Source organism: Campylobacter sp. CNRCH_2015_0338h (genome assembly GCF_025772785.1).
Taxonomy (GTDB): domain Bacteria; phylum Campylobacterota; class Campylobacteria; order Campylobacterales; family Campylobacteraceae; genus Campylobacter_D.
Window position 1 is genome coordinate 44,432 of the sequence record NZ_JAKMST010000001.1, and the last position, 13,895, is coordinate 58,326.

Below are 13,895 nucleotides of genomic sequence, written 5' to 3' on the forward strand. Positions count from 1 at the left end.
CTAAATTTTTATATACAAAATCGTTATAATACCAAAATATTTTTAACTAATGCTTTTTAAGGAAAATTTATGAAAGTAGGTATAATCGGACTTGGCTTAATAGGTGGATCTTTGGGTCTTAGCTTAAGAGAGAATAAGTTAATAGATTTAGTTTGCGGATATGATATAAACAAAGAATTTGAACAAATTGCACTAGAGCGAAAATTAATAGATAAAATTGTTTCATTTGAAGAGTTGAAAAAATGTGATGTGATTTTTTTAGCTATTCCTGTAAGAGCTATTGTAAAAATCTTAAAAGAATTTCAAGGCATTTCTAAAGATTGTACTATCATCGAGCTTGGAAGCACAAAAGAAGAAATTATTAAAAATTTACCTTCTTATTTGAAAAGTCAATTTATCGCAGCTCATCCTATGGCAGGAACTGAAAATAGTGGTCCAAATGCAGCTATAAAAGATTTATATAAAAGTGCAGTTTGTGTTTTGTGTGATGTGCAAAATGCTGATCATATCCATCAAAAAAGGGCTATAGAAATTTTTTCAGATTTAGGAATGAAGCTTGTATTTATGGATAGTATTGCGCATGATCATCATGCTTCTATCATTTCACACTTACCGCATGTGATTAGTTTTTCTTTGGCAAATTTTGTGATGAAAGAAGAAAATAAAAAAAATATAGCTCACCTAGGAGGCCCTTCTTTTAAAGATATGTGCAGGATTGCTAAGTCAAACCCTCAAATGTGGAGTGGTATTTTTGAACAAAACAAACAAAATTTATTAAATTCTATTGATTTATTTCAAAAAGAATTACAAGAATGTAAAAAAATGATAGAAAAATGTGATATAAATGAGCTTGAGACTTGGATTAAAAGTGCAAATAAATTAAGAGAAATTCTATAAAATTTTTTATAATTTACTCTTAATTTGCTAAAGAATAATATATTTTTAAAAAATATAGATTGAAAGTGAAAATATGGTTTTTGCGCGTAAAAGATCAAATAAAAAATGGATTTTTGTAGTTTTTTTAATACTTTTAGCCTTTGTGGTGTTTGTTTTAAATACAAAGTTGTTTGAAAAAAATCATCCGTTGATTCAAACAAAATCAGATGTAATTTATAGTAATCTAACAGACCCTATATCTATAGAAATAAGCGATGAAAGTGCTTTAAAAGATGTTAAAGTCACACTATTTAAGGCAAATGAGTTAAATGGTGAAATACTTGTTAATGAACATGTTAAAGGCAATAAAAAAAGCATTCATTTTGATTTAAAATTACCAAAACCAGCTTATAAAGAAAAAATCGATTCTTATAAACTTGTAATAGAAGCAAGCGATAGTAGTTTTTGGAATTTCTTTTTAGGAAATCAAGCGCTTAAAGAAGTGAAAGTTATCATTGATACCAAAAAACCACTTGTAGAAATTTTAGACAATTCTTACCAAATCGAACAAGGCGGAGTAGGTAGTGTGGTATTTAAAGCAAGTGATGAGAATTTACAAGAAGTTTATATCACAACCGATAAAGATAAAATTTTTAAAGCAACTCCTTATGTGAAAGAAGGATATTATGCTGCTTTGATTCCTTGGGAGGCAACTGATGAGCACTTTAGAGCTTATGTAGTGGCAGTAGATAAAGCAGGTAATTTAAACAAACAAAGAATTAGATATTATTTTACTAATAAAAAATACCGTGTATCAAATATAAAAGTAAGTGATAGATTTTTAGATGGTAAGATTGAATTTTTAGCACAAAAATATGCTCCAAAAGATAGAGAATTAAGCAGGCTTGAAAAATTTAAATTTGTTAATGAAGATTTAAGAGCTTCTAATGAAGTTATCATTCATGATATTACAAGTAAAGTTCCTGATACTATGATTAATAATTTTAAAGTTAATCTTTTCAAACCTTTAAAAAATGGCCAAAAAGTAGCTGATTATGCCGATCATAGATTTTATTCTTATAATAATCAAGCATTTAGTAGCTCTTATCATATGGGGCTTGATTTAGCAAGCGTAAAAGAAGCACCTATTATTAGTAATAACGATGGTGAAGTGGTATTTGTACAAGAAAATGGAATTTATGGATTAAATATTATTATTTATCATGGCTTTGGTATTTATACTCTTTATGGACACTGCACTAATGTGGATGTAAATGTGGGCGATAGAGTTAGAGCAGGTGATGTTATAGGCACTACAGGCACTACAGGCTTAGCACTTGGAGATCATGTGCATTTTGGTGTTTTGGTGCAAGGTGTTGAAGTGCGTCCTGAGCAATGGCAAGATGCAAAATGGATAAAAGAAAATATCTATAATGTATTAGAGTCAAGCAAAAAAAGAATTTTGAGTGAATAAAAATGAATCAAACAACAATAGCAAAAGAAGTTAAAGGTGTTGGCATAGGTTTGCATAAGGGTGAGCCTATTAGCATAAAATTAGAGCCATTAGAAGCTGGCAGTGGTGTAGTGTTTTATAGAAGTGATTTGGGAATTTCTTATGAAGCAAAGCCTGAAAATGTCATCGATACGCAAATGGCTACTGTAATAGGCGATCATAGGGGTTATGTTTCTACTATAGAGCATTTAATGAGTGCAATTAATGCTTATGGTATTGACAATGTGCGTATAGTTTTAGATGCTAATGAAGCTCCTGTAATGGATGGTAGTAGCATAGGCTTTTGTATGATGCTTGAAGAAGCAGGCATAAAAGAGCTTGACGTGGCTAAAAAAATTTTAGTGATTAAAAAAATTGTAGAAGTAAAAGAAGGTAATAAATTTGTGCGTTTAAGTCCTACGGATATGCCTATTATAAACTATACAATCGAATTTGATAATCCTATTATAGGTAAGCAAAATTATTGTTTTGAATTTAGCAAACAAAACTACATAGAGCAAATAGCAAGAGCAAGAACCTTTGGCTTTTTAAAGGATGTTCAAGCTTTAAGAGCTATGAATTTAGGTCTTGGTGGAAGCTTAGAAAATGCTGTTGTAATTGATGATAATCGTATTTTAAACCCTGAAGGTTTGCGTTTTAAAGATGAATTTGTGCGTCATAAAATTTTAGATGCCATAGGTGATTTAACCTTGCTTGGATGTAGAGTTTTTGGAGACTATACTTCTTATGCAGGTTCGCACAAACTTAATCATCTTTTAACCAAAGAACTTTTAAAAGATCCTAGTGCTTATGAAGTGGTAAGTTTAGAAAAAAGTGCATATAAAGTTTATGAAAAGGTTTTTGCATAAAAAAGGTTACTTTACTTTTAAATGCCATAGCAAAACCTTTAATGCTTGGTATTTATGAAAATGATGTATTGATAAAAACCATTGAGAATGATTTAAAAGTTAGTGAAGTTTTGCCAAAAATACTGCAAGATTTACTTTCACAATATGAGTTTGAAAAGCTTATTTATGTACATGGACCAGGCTCTTACATGGGTATAAAAATTTCTTATGTTTCTTTTAAAACCCTAGCTATAGTTAAAAATATACCTTTAAAAGCTATTAGTGCTTTTGAGCTAAATAATAACGCTCCTATAGCTGCAAATAAACATTTATGTTTTGTAAAAAAAGATGATGATGAGATTGTTTTAGAAAAGACACAAGCGGGAAGTTTTTTTATGCCCCAAAGTTTAAAAGGTTTAAATTTCAGTAAAGAAAATACACCTTTTTATGTTTTAGATGCGATTAATTAAGGTAAAAAATGAAGATTTTAGTTCCTGCTACAAGTGCAAATTTAGGTCCTGGTTTTGATTGTTTGGGTTTGAGTTTAAAATATTTTAATCAAACCATAGTTGAAAAATCTAAATTTTTTAGCATTAGCATACACGGAGAAGGTGAAAATAATATCTATCTTAAAAAAAACAATAGTTTTGTCAATATTTTTTATGAAATTTATCAAAGACTTAGTGGTAAAAAAGATAATTTCCGCTTTGTTTTCCAAAATAATATCCCTTTAGCTAGAGGCATGGGAAGTTCTTCTGCTGTAATAGTTGGAGCTATTGCTTGTGCTTATGAATTAAGTGGGTTTAAAGCGGATAAAAATATCATTTTAAATGAAGCTTTAAAATATGAAAACCATCCAGATAACATAGCTCCAGCAGCACTTGGGGGTTTTGTGTGTGCATTAACTCATAATGAAAAAGTTTTAGCTATAAAAAAAGAAGTGGATAAAGACTTACAAGCTATTATAACCATACCAAATGTAGCGATGAATACTCAAAAATCAAGAGCAGTTTTAGCTAAAAAAATCAATCTAGAAGATAGTGTTTTTAATCTTTGCCATGCTTCATTTTTAACCGCTTGTTTTTTAGAGAAAAAATATGATTTATTAAAATATGCAAGTTTGGATAAACTTCATCAAAATCAAAGAATGAAACTTTTGCCCGAGCTTTTTGAAGTGCAAAAACTAGCTTTAGATAATAATGCTTTCATGAGCACGCTTTCAGGATCAGGCTCGAGTTTTTTTACTCTAGCTTATAAAGATGATGCTAAACAAATCAAAGAAAAAATCAAAAATAAATTTGCTAAATTTAGAGTTGAGCTTTTAGAATTTGATGATGAGGGCTTTAAAATTTGCTAAAAATTCCAAAAAAAAGATATAATTTTGAAAAATCATATACCCATTAGAATGTGCATTGTTTGCAAAGGTCGTTATGAAAAGCAAAGTTTGCAACAATTTCAAATAAAAAATTCTCAAATTATCACTAAAGTGGAATTTGGTAGGAGTTTGTATATTTGTAATTCATGTTTTGATAAAGATGAAAAAACATTGCAAAGGGCTTTTATGAGAGCTTGCAAAGGCAATTTTCATGGTAATATAAATCAGCAGGATTTAAAGGAGATATTTTTTAATGGCAGATGTAAAGATTAGCGAGATCGCTCAAGAGTTAGGATATACAAGTAAAGAAATTATAGAAAAAGCCAATGAAATGGGCTTAGAAGATATCAAATCCCCTAACAAAAAAGTATCTTCTGAAATTGCAGAGGCGATTTATCAATACGTTCAATCCGGTGAAATACTAGATGTGGTAAAAAAAGTAGCCAAACCTAAAAAAGAAAGTGCAGCAAAAAAAACTACTAAAAAAGAAGAGAAAAAAACTACTACTAAAAAAGAAGGTAAAAGCCCTACTAAAGCAGTAAGTGAAAAAAAAGATGAAATAAAAAAAGAAGAAAAACAACCTGAAAATCCTATAAAAAATGAAGCATTAGAAGAAAAAAAAGAAGAAATTAAACTTGATGAAAAGCTAGGTTCTAATTTAAATTTAGCCAAAAGAAGAGGCTTGGTCATCGTTAAAAAGAAAAAAGAAGAAAGCAAAGAAACTCAAATAAACAAAGAAGAAAAAGTTAGTACACAAGCTACTCAAGGTTTAAGCTTTAGCATGATTTTTTCAAATTCAGATGAGAATTTAAAAAGAAAGAAAAAAGAAAAGAAAAATCATCCTGTAGCAAGCAAAAAAGAAAGCACTACTAAAATGGATCTTTTGGGAGATAAAGACTTTGCTGATATTTCTTTAGAAGATGATGATATGGTGGTTTTACCTGATTTTAGTGTAAAAGAAAACAAACCAGCACAACCAGCAAATAAAAAACAACCCAATATTTTAAAACAATCTTTAAATAATTCTATCAATCCATTTGGCGAGGGTGGTATACAAAGAAGAAGTCGTAAAAAACCACCTAAAAAGGTAGAAAAAAAAGAAAGCGAAGCGATCACAAGTGTAAGTATACCTAAAGAAATTCGTGTGTATGAATTTGCTGAAAAACTTGGTAAAAACACCGGAGAAGTTATCTCTAAACTTTTTATGCTTGGTATGATGACGACTAAAAATGACTTTTTAGATGAGGATGCTATAGAAATTCTTGCAGCTGAATTTGGCGTGGAGATTAATATCATTGATGAAGCTGATGAGTTTGATTATGTAAAAGATTATGATGAAAATCAAACAGAAGAGAATTTAAGCCAAAGAGCCCCGGTTATCACTATCATGGGGCATGTGGATCATGGTAAGACTTCTTTGCTTGATTATATAAGAAAATCACGCATTGCAAGTGGCGAGGCAGGCGGGATCACTCAGCATGTTGGTGCTTACATGGTGGAAAAAAATGGTAGAAAAATCACTTTTATCGATACTCCAGGCCATGAGGCATTTACTGCTATGCGTGCAAGGGGAGCTAGTATAACGGATATTGTTATTATCGTAGTAGCTGCAGATGATGGGGTAAAACCACAAACTAAAGAAGCGATTAATCATGCAAAAGCAGCTAATGTGCCTATCATCATCGCTATTAATAAAATGGATAAAGAAAACGCAAATCCTGACATGGTAAAAACCCAGCTAGCAGAAATGGACATCATGCCAGTAGAATGGGGCGGAAGCCATGAGTTTGTGCCAGTTTCAGCTAAAAAGGGTGATGGTATAGAGGATTTACTTGAAATTGTATTATTACAAGCTGATATTTTAGAGCTTAAAGCAAATCCAAAAGCCCACGCTAAAGCAAGTATTATAGAATCTTCGGTTCAAAAAGGTAGAGGCCCTGTGGCTACTATCATCGTGCAAAATGGTACTTTAAGAGTAGGAAATACTGTTGTAGCAGGGGAAGCTTATGGTAAAGTGCGTGCTATGAGTGATGATCAAGGCAAAGCTTTAAAAGAAATAGGTCCAGGTGAGTGCGGGGTGATCATAGGTCTTAGTGAAGTAGCTGATGCAGGAGAAACGCTAATAGCTGTAGATAGCGATAAACAAGCAAGAGAATATGCTAATAAACGCCATGAATACAACCGCCAAAAAGAACTAAGCAAATCCACTAAAGTAAGCATAGATGAACTTGGTGCTAAAATCAAAGAAGGTAATTTAAAAGCCCTTCCTGTGATTTTAAAAGCAGATGTGCAAGGTTCACTTGAAGCGATTAAGGCTAGTTTAGAAAAACTCAAAAACGATGAGATTAAGGTTAATATCATCCATAGTGGGGTAGGTGGAATTACTCAAAGTGATATAGAGCTTGCAAGTGCTAGTGAAAACTCTATCGTTTTAGGCTTTAATATACGCCCAACTGGTGAGATCAAAGAACGTGCTAAAGATAAAGGCGTAGAGATAAAAACTTATAATGTTATTTACAATTTGCTTGATGATGTAAAAGCCTTATTAGGCGGTATGATGAGTCCTATCATCTCTGAAGAACAACTTGGTCAAGCTGAAATTCGTCAAGTGATCAATGTACCAAAACTAGGACAAATCGCAGGTTGTATGGTGACAGAAGGCACGATCAATCGTGGTGCTAAAATCAGGCTCATTAGAGATGGAGTTGTGGTATTTGAAGGTAATGTAAGCTCACTTAAACGCTTTAAAGATGATGTAAGAGAAGTTGCAAAAGGCTATGAATGCGGTGTAGGCATAGAAGGTTGTAATGATATGAGAGTGGGCGATTATATAGAAAGTTACAAAGAAGTTGAGGAACAAGTAAGCCTATGAATCCAGCTGAAATCAAAAAGCTACGCACAGAAAGCATTTTAAAAGAACTTATACCAGAAGCTTTAGCAAATTTAGACAACGAAGCTTTAAAAAATTTGTGCGTAGTGGATGTAGAGTGTAAAAAAGGCAGATATGATGCTTTTGTGTATTTAGATAAAATGTTTTTTAATACCCAAGAGCAAGAAATCATACTCAATCAGCTTAAAAAAGCTGCCCGTGCTTTGCAAAATTACTGCATGAGCGAGCAAGGGTGGTATAGATGTCCGAATTTTCACTTTAAATTTGATGATAGATTAGAGTATCAAAACCATATGGATGCTTTATTTGAAAAAATCAAAAAGGAACAAAATGAATCTTGAAGCACTTTGTAAAGAAGCAGGACTTGGCTTTTATGATGATGAACTAGTCAGTGAAAATGGTAGAAAGATTTATAGAATTTATGTGCAAAAAGAAGGTGGGGTAAATCTTGATGATTGTGCTAGACTTAGTGAGATTTTATCGCCTATTTTTGATGTAGAGCCACCTGTGAGTGGGGAGTATTTTTTAGAAGTATCAAGCTGTGGACTTGAAAGAAAACTTAGCAAAATCGAGCATTTTGCAAAAAGCATTAATGAGCTTGTAAAAATCACAACTAGTGAAAAAGAAAAAATCGAAGCAAAAATCATAGCCGTAGATGATGAAAATATCACTTTAGAAAATTTAGAAACTCAAGAAAAAACTACTATAAAATTTAGCGATATAAGAAAAGCTAAAACCTTCATACAATGGTAAAAATTTAGAAATCTAAATTTTTACTCATCTTTTGTATAATTGAATTTAAACATAAAAACAAAAAGCTATAAAAATTTTATATTTGCAGATTAAAGGGAAATAGTATGAATATTGTTGAATTTCACTTTTTAAATGAAAATAAAATACAAGCACAAATAGAAAATTCAAATGAAAATTTTTAGGATATTTTTGGAAAAAAGTAAAAAGTACAATTAATATATTAAAGCCTTACAAATATTTAGTAAATTTGATTTTTTAAATTATGAGATATATGTCTTAGTTTTAAAATTTTTAAGATGCTTTGATTATTGAATTTGTTTTCTTAGTGTGTGAATTTTATCCTTTCCTAAAGCAAAATAATGTCTTTGTTTTTTCTACAAAAAATTTAAGACTGGCAAGTATTTATTTCTTAGTGAGTAAGAACAAAAATTAGAGAAAATAAAAGTGCAGTTTTTGCATTTTTATTTTTGTATTAAAATTGATAGTGTAATCTAGTTTTTTCTATTTTTAAAATATACTTTTGAAGATGCATATTTTTTAATTCATTTTCTATATTTATAATATTTTTTTTCAAAGTATTTTTTAATACTTTTATATGGCTATTTATTGTGAGTATCCATTCTAAGTGTTCTTTAATCCAAAGATGGTTTTTATTGAAAGCCTCTTCTTTTGTTTTTGGATTAAATATATAAATTCTAGCAAGATTGAGTTCAAATTGAGCATTTAAAGAATCTGCAATAGAACGTAATATTAATACTTTGTGCATTTTTTCTTTGAAGATATCTAATTGGTTTATAATATTATTAAAATTTTTCTCATCATTGCTTAAAAAATACAAAGTATTAAAAGTGAGAGTGCATTCTTTTTCTAAAATATTGCATATTTTTATAGCTTTATGAACTTTGTAAAACGACTTTAACATAAGTTCTATTTGTTTATTAAGGTTAGATTTTCAAGTTTGGTAAAATATTTTTTTGGTTCTTTTTCAAGAATTTTTTGACAAACTTCCTTAAAAGGTTTTTCTATAGTTTCCTTTATTCTAGCTCCACCTTCGGTGCAGTTATATGTCGTTATATTAAGAAAATTTTTTGCATATAATATTTTTTTCTCCAATTCGGTTTTAAACATAATCCATGTATTTGTTGTTGGAATAAGGTTTTTGCCACCATAAGCTAATATTTTTAAGTTGTAATGGATTTCTTGAGGATTATAGGTATCATATTTTCCGTAGTGATATTCTTCTGGATGTGAAGATCCATCACTGCCATAAGCTAGATCCTGTCCTACTAAAAAGATATTTTTATATTCTAGTTTTAGTGCTAAAAAATAAGCCATATTTGCAACACTGGGGCATCCCGTTGAGTATTCAAATTGCTTTAAGTGAAAATATTTATCCAAAGGTAGCATTCTTTGGATAAATATAAATTTACGATGATTTTGTTTTAAATATTTGACCGTGTTAAGATGTGTGACACTTGATAAAATAAAAATTATATCTTGATCAAATTCTCCAAAATCATTATTAAAAAATTCACTAGTTTCTTTAATTCTTTCTACAGATAAAACATAATCAGGTTTTATGTCATGTTTTGCTAGTATAGGATAAGCACTATCAGCACAAAAAATAGTTGCTTTGTCTGCATATTTTTTAAGTAAAGGAAGTTGTTTAATTAAAGAAGGGCCTGTTGAAACTACAATAGCGTGTTTGGAACCACCTTTTCTTTTAAGCATTAATTCTTTGAATGAAAAATTTGAAATAATATCCGGAAGGTTGTAAATAAAATTTTCTATACCCTTGAGAGCATCTTGAGAGTCGGTTCCTTTTGCTAATATAGCTTGTTTTATATGTATTTGCATATTTTGATTCGTTTTTATAATATCTTCTTGGTATCTTTCATAATAATCACAATGAATATCTAAAAAATAAACACGTAAAGTTGAAAAAAGGACTATTTGAACAGATGTTGTTATATGTGTTAATATCAATTGATTCTATATCTAAAATAACTAATCGGCGATCTTTTAATTCTTCACTAAAATCTATACATTGAAAACTTAGATAAATAAATTCTATTTCTTTTTCAAAAATAACTATTTTTTGTCTATATTTGTTTTGTAAAAGGGCTTTATATAAAATTCCATTTCCAAAACCATAAAAATAAAGCACAGGATATAAAAGATATTTATCATTATATAAGTTTAGTTTTTCATTTAACTCACTAAGAGTATTACTATATAGCGTACACTCTTTCCCATGGTGTATAAAATTAATATCTAGAGAATCTTTTCCTTGTAGAATTTGGAATTTTTGAGGTTTAAAATTTTCTAATTTTTCTTTTAATATTTTATTATTTAAGGCTTCTAGATTTTTATTAAATAAAAATAAATTCATTTTTTATCCTTTAAAATGTTCATGATTTTATTATACTTAAATTTTAAATTATTGATAAGTGGTTAATATATTTTGCTATATTTTTAAAAGTAAAACGATAGAAGGTAGTATGAATCACGAATTTTATATGAATTTAGCCATAGATGAAGCTTGGAAATATCAGCTTTTAACCTACCCCAATCCAGCCGTAGGCTGTGTGATCTTAGATAAAAATGGCAAAATTTTAAGCATAGAAGCACACAAAGAAGCAGGCAAGGCTCATGCAGAACTTGAAGCAGTGAGTAAAGCCTTAAAAGCACTTAATCTAAATTTAGATTTACCACAAAATGCAAATGATTTGCATGAGTTTATTTGTCAAAATCATCAAGGCTTGCTAAAAGGCGCTAGTGCTTATGTGAGTTTAGAACCTTGCAATCATCAGGGTAAAACCCCACCTTGTGCGAAACTTTTTAGCACGCTTGGTTTTAGCGAAGTTTTTATCGCTACTAAAGATGAGCATAAGCTCGCAAGCGGTGGAGCAGAGTTTTTAAAAAATCAAGGCGTAAAAGTTCACATGGGAATTTGCGAGCAAAGAGCCAAAGAGCCTTTAAAGCCTTTTTTAAAATGGCAAAAGTCAAGTTTTAAATTTTTTAAACTAGCCCTTTCTTTAAATGGCTCTGCTTATGGTAAAATCGTAAGTTCTAAAGCAAGTAGAACCTATGCTCATGCATTACGTTCAAAGCTTGATTTGCTTGTAGTGGGCGGAGAAACTATAAGGCATGATAGGCCTATTTTAGATGCAAGATTAGTTCAAGCTAAAGCACCAAATTTATGCATACTAAGCCATCAAAATTTAGAAAGTTTTGATCCAAACATTCCTTTATTTAGCGTGCCCAAAAGAGAAATTTTTACAAGTATTCCTAGTGAAGCCAAGTTTATCATGTATGAGGGTGGGGAGAACTTTTTAAAAGCCTTTAAAGATGAGTTAGATATGCTTTTGATTTTTTCAAGCTCAAATTTAAATACCTTTGAAAATGTTAAGTTAGATTTAAAGCTAAAGCCTTTATACAAAGGCTTTTTAGAAAATGATACTTATGGATTTTATGAGATTATTAAATCTTAATAAATTTTTTGTGAGCTTACTTGTGTGAAAAATCGTGCTAAAGTGTTAGCAAAAAAGCCAGCACTTTGCTCTTCTAATCGTTTTAAAAACTTATCTATGGCATCTTCTTTTTGCCAGATAGGGTTTTGTACTTTAGCTAGTTTTTCTAGCTCTTTTTTGGCTTGCTCATAATTGCCTATTTTATCAATGAGTTTTAATTTTAAAGCCTCATTAGCTAAAAACACTTTTGCATCAGCCCATGAGTTTGTTTGATTTAAGTCTAATTTGCGATTTTTAGCGACAAATTGCGTGAAAAGTTCATAGCTTTGATTAGCTAAATTTTGTAAAAAGTCTTTTTCATCTTCACTCCATTTACGCATAAAAGTTCCTGCTTCTTTATAGCTTCCTGCTTTGATAGTTTGCTCATTTATACCAAGTTTTTGTGCAAGCTCACTTACTTCAAAGCCTTGCATGATTACCCCAATAGATCCTACAAAGCTAGCAGGATTAGCGATGATCATATCAGCTCCCACTGCACTTAAGTAGCTTCCACTTGCTATAGTTCCACCTGCATAGACTATCACAGGCTTTTTAGCTTTAAGATCTTGTATGGCTAAGGCTATTTCCATACTTGGCGCAAAAGCTCCACCAGGGCTATCTATAAAAAGCAAAACCCCTTTTATAGCTTTATCATCTTTGACTTTGTAAATTTGTTCTAAAAGATTGCTCGCATCGCTAATTTCACCTTTAAGATTAATTTGCGCTAAGTTTGCATTAGAAAGCTTGGCATTATCCCCGCTTGGAGTAAGGATCAAAAATACGATAAACAAAAACACAAAGGTTTTAAAATAAGTGTTGATATAAGAGATGATTTTTCCAATTCCTTTAAAAAATGATTTTATAATTTGCATTCTTTCCCTTCTATAAAAAGTTTTAACACTTCTTTGCTTTGTAAGATAAACTGCAAAGGAAGTTGCTTTAAATTTGTGCTATATGGCAAAGCAAAAAGACTAAAATCAGCTATTTTACCTTTTTGAATTTGGCCTAGGTTTAAATTTAAAGCTTTTGCGGCTTTGTTTGTTGCCATTAAAAGCAATATTTTAGCAAAATTTTCTAACTCTAAATCATCATGTATAAGTAAATTTGCTCTCATTTCATCAAGCATACTTAAAGAGGTATTTGAACTTAAACCATCAGTTCCTAGGTGGATATTAACACCATTTTTTAAAGCAGATTTTAATTTAAAAGTGTTTTTACTCAAAAGTCTGTTTGAAAAAGCACAATGCGTGATCGAGTGTAAATTTTTATCTAGTAAATTCCATTCTTTAAAATACACACAATGTGTAAATAAAGTTCTTTGGTCTTTAAAAAGCTCTAAAAAGCTTTGTGGGGTGTAAAATGGCATAGGATTTTTGCTAAATTTAGCCAAGCTCTTTTTAAATCCACCTTTTTTTAACCTTAGCCAGTTGTTTTCATGATTGCTTTCAAGAAAATGCGTACTTAGTAAATGATTATTTTCTCTAGCAAGTTTTATAGCAAATTTGGCAAGTTCTGGGTGGGTTGAGTAGGGCGCATGCACTGAAATAGCAGGGATAAATTTAGAAGTTTTAAAACGCATGCTTTTTTCATAACGAGTTAAAAATTCCTCTTTTTTAGCTTGGATAAAATTTGCATTTGAACCTAAAATTTCATTAAAAAATACCACTCTAGCTTGTGAATTGACACAAGGGCTTAAATCACTCCCAAAGCTTGAAATTTCTCCTATGGTAGCAGTGCCACTTTTTAGCATTTTATGGATATTTTGTGAGATTAATTTTTCTTTGGCTTTTTCGTTTAATTGCTCGCGGTTATTAAAAACGCTATCAAGCCATTTTAAAAAGTCTCCAAAGACTAAATTTCCATTATTTGCACTAAATTCTAAATGCGTGTGTGGATTGATAAAAGCAGGTAAAAGTAAGGTATCTTTTGGAGTTGGTATAAGCTTAGCTTGTGGATGGGATTTTTGTAAATTTTCTAAGCTATCAATTTCTAAAATATTATCATCAAAAAGAACTGCTTTGTCTTCTAAAATATTAAAATTATCATCGCAAGTTAAGATGATTTTAGGTGCTATTATAAACATTTTACCTCCTTTAAAAAGGGAAATTGTAGCTAAAATTTAGCTTTAAAATGCTATAATATAGTAAAT

Annotated in this window: 15 protein-coding genes; 10 read left to right on the forward strand and 5 right to left on the reverse strand. The window is 30.4% G+C overall.

Annotated features, from left to right (window positions below):
- Nucleotides 1-69 precede the first annotated feature (69 nt).
- The 9 genes from L8X30_RS00270 (at nucleotide 70) to rimP (ending at nucleotide 8,234) form a co-directional block, all read left to right on the forward strand.
- A complete protein-coding gene (locus tag L8X30_RS00270; RefSeq protein WP_263678412.1) occupies nucleotides 70-897 on the forward strand; it encodes a prephenate dehydrogenase in 828 nt (275 codons plus the stop codon).
- A gap of 73 nt (nucleotides 898-970) precedes the next feature.
- Nucleotides 971-2,350, forward strand: a complete 1,380-nt coding sequence (locus L8X30_RS00275) for a M23 family metallopeptidase (RefSeq protein WP_263678413.1) — start codon at nucleotides 971-973, stop codon at nucleotides 2,348-2,350.
- Nucleotides 2,351-2,352: 2 nt separating this feature from the next.
- Nucleotides 2,353-3,237, forward strand: coding sequence for a UDP-3-O-acyl-N-acetylglucosamine deacetylase (gene lpxC, locus L8X30_RS00280; protein WP_263678415.1), 885 nt, complete (start codon nucleotides 2,353-2,355; stop codon nucleotides 3,235-3,237).
- A 41-nt stretch (nucleotides 3,238-3,278) separates the two neighbouring features.
- Nucleotides 3,279-3,686 (forward strand): tRNA threonylcarbamoyladenosine biosynthesis protein TsaB, encoded by a 408-nt coding sequence (locus tag L8X30_RS00285; RefSeq protein WP_263678416.1) that lies wholly within the window; start codon nucleotides 3,279-3,281, stop codon nucleotides 3,684-3,686.
- Nucleotides 3,687-3,694: 8 nt separating this feature from the next.
- On the forward strand, nucleotides 3,695-4,573 hold the full coding sequence (thrB, locus tag L8X30_RS00290) for a homoserine kinase (RefSeq protein WP_263678417.1): 879 nt from the start codon (nucleotides 3,695-3,697) through the stop codon (nucleotides 4,571-4,573).
- A 24-nt stretch (nucleotides 4,574-4,597) separates the two neighbouring features.
- On the forward strand, nucleotides 4,598-4,864 hold the full coding sequence (locus tag L8X30_RS00295; RefSeq protein WP_263678418.1) for a DUF448 domain-containing protein: 267 nt from the start codon (nucleotides 4,598-4,600) through the stop codon (nucleotides 4,862-4,864).
- Nucleotides 4,845-7,463, forward strand: a complete 2,619-nt coding sequence (gene infB, locus L8X30_RS00300; RefSeq protein WP_263678419.1) for a translation initiation factor IF-2 — start codon at nucleotides 4,845-4,847, stop codon at nucleotides 7,461-7,463. Before L8X30_RS00295 ends, infB begins: the two co-directional genes overlap by 20 nt.
- Complete coding sequence (gene rbfA / locus L8X30_RS00305; protein WP_039617407.1) at nucleotides 7,460-7,822, forward strand: 30S ribosome-binding factor RbfA; 363 nt, start codon at nucleotides 7,460-7,462, stop codon at nucleotides 7,820-7,822. Before infB ends, rbfA begins: the two co-directional genes overlap by 4 nt.
- Entirely contained in the window at nucleotides 7,812-8,234 is a 423-nt protein-coding gene (rimP, locus tag L8X30_RS00310; protein WP_263678420.1) for a ribosome maturation factor RimP, read from the forward strand. Before rbfA ends, rimP begins: the two co-directional genes overlap by 11 nt.
- A 472-nt stretch (nucleotides 8,235-8,706) precedes the next feature.
- Here the strand turns inward: rimP and L8X30_RS07890 are convergent, their stop codons facing one another.
- The 3 genes from L8X30_RS07890 to L8X30_RS07900 form a co-directional block, all read right to left on the reverse strand.
- The gene (locus L8X30_RS07890) at nucleotides 8,707-9,000 is read right to left on the reverse strand and encodes a hypothetical protein (protein ID WP_318529738.1); all 294 of its coding nucleotides are present in this window, start codon (nucleotides 8,998-9,000) and stop codon (nucleotides 8,707-8,709) included.
- Between the two features lie 161 nt (nucleotides 9,001-9,161).
- Nucleotides 9,162-10,091: a motility associated factor glycosyltransferase family protein gene (locus tag L8X30_RS07895; RefSeq protein WP_318529739.1), complete on the reverse strand. Its 930-nt coding sequence runs from the start codon at nucleotides 10,089-10,091 to the stop codon at nucleotides 9,162-9,164.
- A 46-nt stretch (nucleotides 10,092-10,137) separates the two neighbouring features.
- On the reverse strand, nucleotides 10,138-10,626 hold the full coding sequence (locus L8X30_RS07900; protein ID WP_318529740.1) for a hypothetical protein: 489 nt from the start codon (nucleotides 10,624-10,626) through the stop codon (nucleotides 10,138-10,140).
- Between the two features lie 109 nt (nucleotides 10,627-10,735).
- Here L8X30_RS07900 and ribD point away from each other — a divergent pair, with 109 nt between their 5' ends.
- On the forward strand, nucleotides 10,736-11,728 hold the full coding sequence (ribD, locus tag L8X30_RS00320; RefSeq protein WP_263678422.1) for a bifunctional diaminohydroxyphosphoribosylaminopyrimidine deaminase/5-amino-6-(5-phosphoribosylamino)uracil reductase RibD: 993 nt from the start codon (nucleotides 10,736-10,738) through the stop codon (nucleotides 11,726-11,728).
- On the opposite strand, the gene sppA is transcribed toward ribD, so the two are convergent.
- Both sppA and L8X30_RS00330 read right to left on the reverse strand, forming a co-directional pair.
- Nucleotides 11,725-12,618 (reverse strand): signal peptide peptidase SppA, encoded by an 894-nt coding sequence (gene sppA, locus L8X30_RS00325; RefSeq protein ID WP_263678424.1) that lies wholly within the window; start codon nucleotides 12,616-12,618, stop codon nucleotides 11,725-11,727. The genes ribD and sppA overlap by 4 nt on opposite strands.
- Nucleotides 12,606-13,829 (reverse strand): metal-dependent hydrolase, encoded by a 1,224-nt coding sequence (locus L8X30_RS00330; RefSeq protein ID WP_263678425.1) that lies wholly within the window; start codon nucleotides 13,827-13,829, stop codon nucleotides 12,606-12,608. Before L8X30_RS00330 ends, sppA begins: the two co-directional genes overlap by 13 nt.
- Nucleotides 13,830-13,895 lie beyond the last annotated feature (66 nt).

Excerpts from the sequence above, each read along its gene's own strand:
- ribD (WP_263678422.1), top strand. The coding sequence starts at position 10,736 with ATGAATCACGAATTTTATATGAATTTAGCCATAGATGAAGCTTGGAAA.
- lpxC (WP_263678415.1), top strand. The coding sequence starts at position 2,353 with ATGAATCAAACAACAATAGCAAAAGAAGTTAAAGGTGTTGGCATAGGT.
- rbfA (WP_039617407.1), top strand. The coding sequence starts at position 7,460 with ATGAATCCAGCTGAAATCAAAAAGCTACGCACAGAAAGCATTTTAAAA.
- L8X30_RS07900 (WP_318529740.1), bottom strand. The coding sequence starts at position 10,626 with ATGAATTTATTTTTATTTAATAAAAATCTAGAAGCCTTAAATAATAAA.
- sppA (WP_263678424.1), bottom strand. The coding sequence starts at position 12,618 with ATGCAAATTATAAAATCATTTTTTAAAGGAATTGGAAAAATCATCTCT.
- L8X30_RS00285 (WP_263678416.1), top strand. The coding sequence starts at position 3,279 with ATGCTTGGTATTTATGAAAATGATGTATTGATAAAAACCATTGAGAAT.
- L8X30_RS00270 (WP_263678412.1), top strand. The coding sequence starts at position 70 with ATGAAAGTAGGTATAATCGGACTTGGCTTAATAGGTGGATCTTTGGGT.
- L8X30_RS00275 (WP_263678413.1), top strand. The coding sequence starts at position 971 with ATGGTTTTTGCGCGTAAAAGATCAAATAAAAAATGGATTTTTGTAGTT.
- thrB (WP_263678417.1), top strand. The coding sequence starts at position 3,695 with ATGAAGATTTTAGTTCCTGCTACAAGTGCAAATTTAGGTCCTGGTTTT.
- L8X30_RS07890 (WP_318529738.1), bottom strand. The coding sequence starts at position 9,000 with ATGCACAAAGTATTAATATTACGTTCTATTGCAGATTCTTTAAATGCT.
- L8X30_RS07895 (WP_318529739.1), bottom strand. The coding sequence starts at position 10,091 with ATGCAAATACATATAAAACAAGCTATATTAGCAAAAGGAACCGACTCT.
- infB (WP_263678419.1), top strand. The coding sequence starts at position 4,845 with ATGGCAGATGTAAAGATTAGCGAGATCGCTCAAGAGTTAGGATATACA.
- rimP (WP_263678420.1), top strand. The coding sequence starts at position 7,812 with ATGAATCTTGAAGCACTTTGTAAAGAAGCAGGACTTGGCTTTTATGAT.
- L8X30_RS00330 (WP_263678425.1), bottom strand. The coding sequence starts at position 13,829 with ATGTTTATAATAGCACCTAAAATCATCTTAACTTGCGATGATAATTTT.